Origin of the sequence: Peptoniphilus sp. DNF00840, from assembly GCF_001553125.1 — a bacterium.
GTDB classification, from domain to species: domain Bacteria; phylum Bacillota; class Clostridia; order Tissierellales; family Peptoniphilaceae; genus Peptoniphilus_A; species Peptoniphilus_A vaginalis.
Genome location: NZ_KQ960230.1, coordinates 28,292 through 33,915, shown reverse-complemented (window position 1 = coordinate 33,915; position 5,624 = coordinate 28,292). Strand labels below are relative to the sequence as shown.

Here is a 5,624-nt window from a genome sequence, read left to right as displayed (position 1 = left end):
GTTATACTTGACTTTTGTTAGCAGGTTTTTATTTTTAAAATTCATGTTGAAGGCATCAAAGCTTTATCCTTACATTAAAATAAAAATTTAAAACTCATTTAGCATCATTAGACCTTAAAGAAAAATAAAAAACAAAAATCACGAGCTAAGTATATTATCCTAGTTTTCTAATAGATTTTAATTTTTTCAAGTTGTATAATTAAGGCGAAAATAAGTAGCATTTAAAGTTACAAAGGAGTTTTTTATGAGCTTACATACCTGCATCTTAATTGGTCTCTTGGGATCTATCACAATGTTTATGGGGGATATGTTCCTCTACTACGACCGCAAAGATTATGATAACAAGAACAAGATAAATAGCATCGTTGGAATAATGAAAAAGCTAAGCACAAAGAGATTATATCTGGGTGGCATTTTAGGACCTCTAGGATCATTTTTATATTTGCTTGGATCCTATCACATGGTCTTAGCCAGCCAAGAAAAATTTTTAAAGCTTGCTTGGATTTTATTTTTAATAAATAGTCTTGGAATAGTTTTTGGAGGAGCCTATCATCTTCAATTTGCCTACTTAGGTCTCTTGTCAAGACACGAGGGCAAGGAAGCCTTTGATGAGTTTTTAAAATTTTTAAAATTTCAAGCCAAGTTAGTTTTTGGATTTATGGGTCTTGGCAACCTAGGTCTTGCAATAATGATTCTTTTTGGCTTGACGATTTTTCCAAGATGGCAAGTCTTACTTAGTCCCCTAGTTCTTGTTACTCTAACTCCACTTCTTGGGAAATTGCCAAGAGGTCTACACATGATTATCTGTGGTGGCTGGTTCAATTTAATTTATTTTATTTACTACTTATCTTTATTTATAAACCATACTAATATGAATTTATAAGATTATAAAGTAAAGGGTTAGAATCATTATTTTAGTTGATAAAGGGGAATTTTATAAAATTTATTATTTAAAGGAGGAATGTTTATGAAACAATCAAATTTTATTGATAACAAGAAAACAAAGCCTGACTATAGAAACTGGGTTCCTGTAAGTTTACTTAGGAATTTCATCGGAGGGACTATAATTACTTTTATTCTCTTTATAATTTTCGCAGGGACAGACCTTGTTTTCAGTGGAAGTCTTAGGATTATCTGCGGAATTATTTTAGGAATTGGAGTCTTAATACTTCTATTTTCTTCAATTATGCTTTCCTTTATGTATCGAAGCTTTGACTATAGGGGTAAGAGGAAACTCGCCAAAACTATTATAGAAGGTGTGGCTCAATATGTTGAGATACCAGATGGTGGAGTTGGACTAGATGTAGGATGTGGCAGCGGTGCACTTACCATAGCTTGTGCAAAAAGAAATCCAAAAGCGACCATGGTGGGCTGCGATATTTGGAGCGGTTCATACAAAGTGGAGTTTTCTAAAAAGATTTGTGAATACAATGCAAAGGCTGAAGGTGTTTCTAATGTGAGATTTGAAGAGGGCAATGCAGTGAAACTTCCCTTTGAAGATGAAAGCTTCGATGTGGTGACAAGCAACTACGTTTATCACAATATAATGGGACATAATAAGCAGAAATTACTATTGGAAACTTTGCGTGTTCTTAAAAAAGGTGGCGTTTTTGCCATACATGATTTGATTAAGAAATCAAATTACGGAGATATAGAAAAATTTATCGAAGAACTTAAAAAAGAAGGATACAAAGATATAAAACTAATAGACACAACAAGGGGAATATTTATTGACCCCAAGGAAGCTAAGTTGTTAGGCCTTTCTGGTTCAAAAATTTTTATTGGAAGGAAGTAGAAATATAAAAGTAATTATTATTAGGCTAGAAGACTTTTATAAGCTTAAAGCTTATGTGGAATAAGAAGCTTAAGGATAGCGGCAATTAACCATGGACTTGTTAAAACAAGAAGTCATATAAGGATAAGGCCTTTAAGATTTTAAATCTTAAGGACCTTGTTTTTTACAAAAATTATTTTTACAGAATTTTGATAAAGAGAAGGAAAAATCTCTAAAAAATTTTAAATTTATTGACATCTATCGAGTATCGATATATAATTCAATTATCGACAGTCGATACTAAAGGAGGAAATAAAATGTTAAAGTCAAGATACTTAACTTATACAAACTTTGGACTTGTTGAAAAGTGGTATGAGGACATGGCAAAGAAGGGTTGGCAAATTGAAAAAATAATTTTGCCCTTCATCCACAAGTTTAAAAAAGCTGAGCCAGAAAATGTGCGATACAAAATTTCGATTGCTCCCAATGAAGGATCTTTTTCTGCCTTCTCCAAGGATGAACTAAGGGACTTTGATAAGATGGCAGAAGATTATGGTTGGCATCTTGTAGACAGGACCTTCAACATGAACATCTACAAGTTAGATGAAGGAAGCCAAGATTCTCTTTATAACGATGGAAAAGAAGAAATTGAAATCTTAAATAAGGGAGTGAGGGGCGAAATAATTTCTCTCGGCATAAATTTCATTGTTTTTGCCTTCCTAGTTCTCTTTTTAAGTTCTCAATTTTTATCCAGTGATATATTTTACTCCAACTACACAATATTTATGGGACCGGCTTGCCTTTTACTTATTCTTTTTGATGCCTTAGCTCTGGGAGACTATATACTTTTTAAAAAGAGGAATAAGGATGCCAAGGACCTAAGCCAAATAAAGTTTTCAAGACTTACTTTTTCTAAGTCTTATATCCTACTACTTTATTTTCCACTTGCTTTAATGCTACTTGCACTTATATCAGGCTTTTTGCTTTCCAACGGAGATTCAAATCCTTCTCTAATGCTAATAAGTTTTATCCCAGCTCTTGTTATTATTTCTTTTATTTATTTATTTCGCAAAAAGATTAAAGCTATGAACATAAAAAGAAGCAAGAAAAAATTTATTTTAATTTCAATGATAATTTTAATTGTTATATTTACGAATGTCCTTACCTTTATCTTAATCGATAAATTCTCTACTTCTAATGAAGTTGAAAGCCAAGTTGTGGGAGATTTTACAAAAACTAGGGAAAGAAAAAGTTTCTTAACAGAAAGCTGCGATTACTACTCATCAGAAAAAAATAAGCTTGGCATAAGAAAGACTGTTGTGAAGTCACAAGACCTTGCAGAAAATTTATTTGAAAGGATATTAAAAAATGCAAAAAATCACCCTTATAGGGCTGACTATGTAAAAGACATTTCTCAAAAATATCCCTATGACAGGACTTATATCCTATCTGAAGAAAAAGACTATCTAATCTTATATAAGAATGTGGTATTAGAGGTAAGCGGAAATCTAGAAGACGAAAAAGTTCAAGAAGATATTGCAAGAATCTTGGAGGTGTAAGCATGGCAAGAGACCAATTCCAAACCCTAACAGAGCCTATGTACTTCACCCTCTTGGCACTAGGTCAAGTTAGAAATGGGGCAGAGATAACAGCCTGGGTAAGTGAAATCACAAGGGGAAGAATAAACTTAGGACCAGGAACCCTCTATGCCCTCTTGGCACAGTTTTTAGAAAATGATTTGATCACAAGAGTTGAAGTGGATAAGAAGGGAAAATACTATAAGATAACCGACGAGGGACGAAAGCTTCTTGAAGAAGAAGTGGATAGACTTAGACTCTTAATAGACAACTACGAAAATTATTTTGACAAGTGAAGTTAGAAAAGTAAATTAATATAAAAAATCATCATATAATTTGTTACAACGGTATTATAGTAAAGTAAATAAAGGAGGTTATTATGAGATTTGAAAATAAAGTTCTTATTATAACTGGAGCATCATCTGGTGTAGGTAGATCTACTAGTCTTATGGCGGCAGAGGAAGGGGCGAAAGTTTATTCCTTTGCAAGAAGAAAGGAAAAGTTGGAAGCCCTAGCTGAAGAAGCAAAGTCCTTGGGCTACAAGGGAGAAATAATTCCAGTGGCAGGTGACGTGTCTAAGCAAGAAGATGTTGATAGACTTTTCGAAAAGGTTAAAAACGAAAATGACAAGCTTGATGTTTTAATTGCCAACGCTGGCATAATGGATAAGTTTGAACCTGTAACTCACTGCCAAGAAGAAACTTTTGACAGGATTTTTGAAGTTAATGTAAAGGGATCTTTTAGGCTCTTCAAGTCAGCTATACCTCTAATGACAGCTGGTGGTTCAATAGTTGCAACAACTTCAATAGCTGGCATAAGAGGTGGCAAGGCTGGAGTTGCTTACACTATGTCAAAGAGTGCCATCCATGGTCTTGTGAGGAACACTGCTGCCATGTATGCCAATGACAAAATTCGCTGCAACGCTGTAGCACCTGGTGGAATTCAAACGGAAATATTAGAAAACTTAAATGACGTCGATGAAAAGGGAATAGAAGTTGTAATGAGGGGACCAAAGCTTGACAAGATGGTTGCAAGCCCAGAAGAAATTGCCGCAAATCTTCTCTTCCTTGCATCAGACCAAGCATCCAACATCAACGGACAAATTTTGGTTTCAGACGGCGGACTTACTAATATGTAATTTAATTTTAAATTTTAAAGGTTCATGCAAGCTTTTTGCATGAATCTTTTTTATATAAAGACAAACTTAGTATGGTTTTAATTATCTAACTATAGAAAGGCAAGGGAACAAGTATAGATTAACTTTCAAAAAACAAAGCTACTTTGATAAGTGTAATTTTTGGCAACAAGATAGAGGCGCCAAGCAAATACACAAGATTGAAAATATTTTTCATTTAACATATAATTTCCTTAGAATTAGAGCAATAAATTAAAGCAAAACTCTCTAATTAAGAAGAGAGAGAAAAATTACTTTAGCAAGGGTTAGGAAGATGGATTTTATAGAAATAAACAAAGAAAATAAAAAGACAATACTACTTATACATCCTCTGGGATTCACTGCAGAGGCAATGAAAAATTTAATAGCTGATAAGCTGCCAAGTGATTATAGATATATAATTCCAGAACTAGCAGGTCATGGTAAGTCGCAGGAAGTATTTATATCAATTGAGATTGAAGCGAAAAAAATTGAAAACTATCTGTTGGAAAAAGGCATAAGAGAAATAGACTTAGCCTTCGGGGCCTCCTTGGGTGGAGTGGTTCTCTTAGACTTATTAAATTCTAAAAAAATAAAATTTAACAAGTGCATCTTTGAAGCTTGTTCCCTGTCAGAAGGATCCAAAATAAAGGAAATTTTGGCTAGAAAGTTTGTGATGGATAAGCAAAAAAAGGCTCTTAAGGATAGGAAGTTCGCCCTAGATGAAATTGAAAAATTTTATGGAAAGCAATGGAGCAATATTATTGCAGACTCTCTTAGTGGCATGGATAAAAAAAGCGTGGCCAACCTTGTTAAGAGTTTTGTTTATGTAAAAGTCCCTAAGCTATCCAAGGCAGACCAAGAAAAATGTATTTTTTGTTACGGGTCAGAAGAATTTAATTTAAAAGATTCAAAAAAGATTATTGAGAAAAAACTTCCCAATGTAAAAATAAAAATTTGGAAAGGCTTTAACCACTGTGAAATCCTAGCAAGGAATAACTCATACTATTGCAGATTTTTAGAGGGCGAGTTAGGTTAAAAAACCAAAAGGAAATACATAGAAAATTATAGGCAGAAGAAATTGCTGCAAATCTTCTCTTCCTTGCATCAGACCAAGCAT

Annotated in this window: 6 protein-coding genes; all 6 read left to right on the top strand. The window is 33.5% G+C overall.

The features are described from left to right. Window positions 1-244 precede the first annotated feature (244 nt). Window positions 245-883, top strand: a complete 639-nt coding sequence (locus tag HMPREF1864_RS06095) for a DUF6796 family protein (protein ID WP_062571943.1) — start codon at window positions 245-247, stop codon at window positions 881-883. An 84-nt stretch (window positions 884-967) separates the two neighbouring features. Then, window positions 968-1,795: a class I SAM-dependent methyltransferase gene (locus tag HMPREF1864_RS06090; protein WP_060800622.1), complete on the top strand. Its 828-nt coding sequence runs from the start codon at window positions 968-970 to the stop codon at window positions 1,793-1,795. 296 nt (window positions 1,796-2,091) lie between these two features. After that, on the top strand, window positions 2,092-3,333 hold the full coding sequence (locus tag HMPREF1864_RS06085; protein ID WP_062571942.1) for a DUF2812 domain-containing protein: 1,242 nt from the start codon (window positions 2,092-2,094) through the stop codon (window positions 3,331-3,333). Between the two features lie 2 nt (window positions 3,334-3,335). Continuing rightward, complete coding sequence (locus HMPREF1864_RS06080) at window positions 3,336-3,647, top strand: PadR family transcriptional regulator (protein ID WP_062571941.1); 312 nt, start codon at window positions 3,336-3,338, stop codon at window positions 3,645-3,647. Between the two features lie 83 nt (window positions 3,648-3,730). Next, entirely contained in the window at window positions 3,731-4,489 is a 759-nt protein-coding gene (locus HMPREF1864_RS06075; RefSeq protein ID WP_062571940.1) for an SDR family oxidoreductase, read from the top strand. Between the two features lie 310 nt (window positions 4,490-4,799). Further along, complete coding sequence (locus HMPREF1864_RS06070) at window positions 4,800-5,543, top strand: alpha/beta fold hydrolase (RefSeq protein WP_062571939.1); 744 nt, start codon at window positions 4,800-4,802, stop codon at window positions 5,541-5,543. Window positions 5,544-5,624 lie beyond the last annotated feature (81 nt).

What these genes read in the sequence shown, in the direction of transcription:
- HMPREF1864_RS06095 (WP_062571943.1), top strand. Translation starts at nt 245, where the DNA reads ATGAGCTTACATACCTGCATCTTAATTGGTCTCTTGGGATCTATCACA.
- HMPREF1864_RS06090 (WP_060800622.1), top strand. Translation starts at nt 968, where the DNA reads ATGAAACAATCAAATTTTATTGATAACAAGAAAACAAAGCCTGACTAT.
- HMPREF1864_RS06085 (WP_062571942.1), top strand. Translation starts at nt 2,092, where the DNA reads ATGTTAAAGTCAAGATACTTAACTTATACAAACTTTGGACTTGTTGAA.
- HMPREF1864_RS06080 (WP_062571941.1), top strand. Translation starts at nt 3,336, where the DNA reads ATGGCAAGAGACCAATTCCAAACCCTAACAGAGCCTATGTACTTCACC.
- HMPREF1864_RS06075 (WP_062571940.1), top strand. Translation starts at nt 3,731, where the DNA reads ATGAGATTTGAAAATAAAGTTCTTATTATAACTGGAGCATCATCTGGT.
- HMPREF1864_RS06070 (WP_062571939.1), top strand. Translation starts at nt 4,800, where the DNA reads ATGGATTTTATAGAAATAAACAAAGAAAATAAAAAGACAATACTACTT.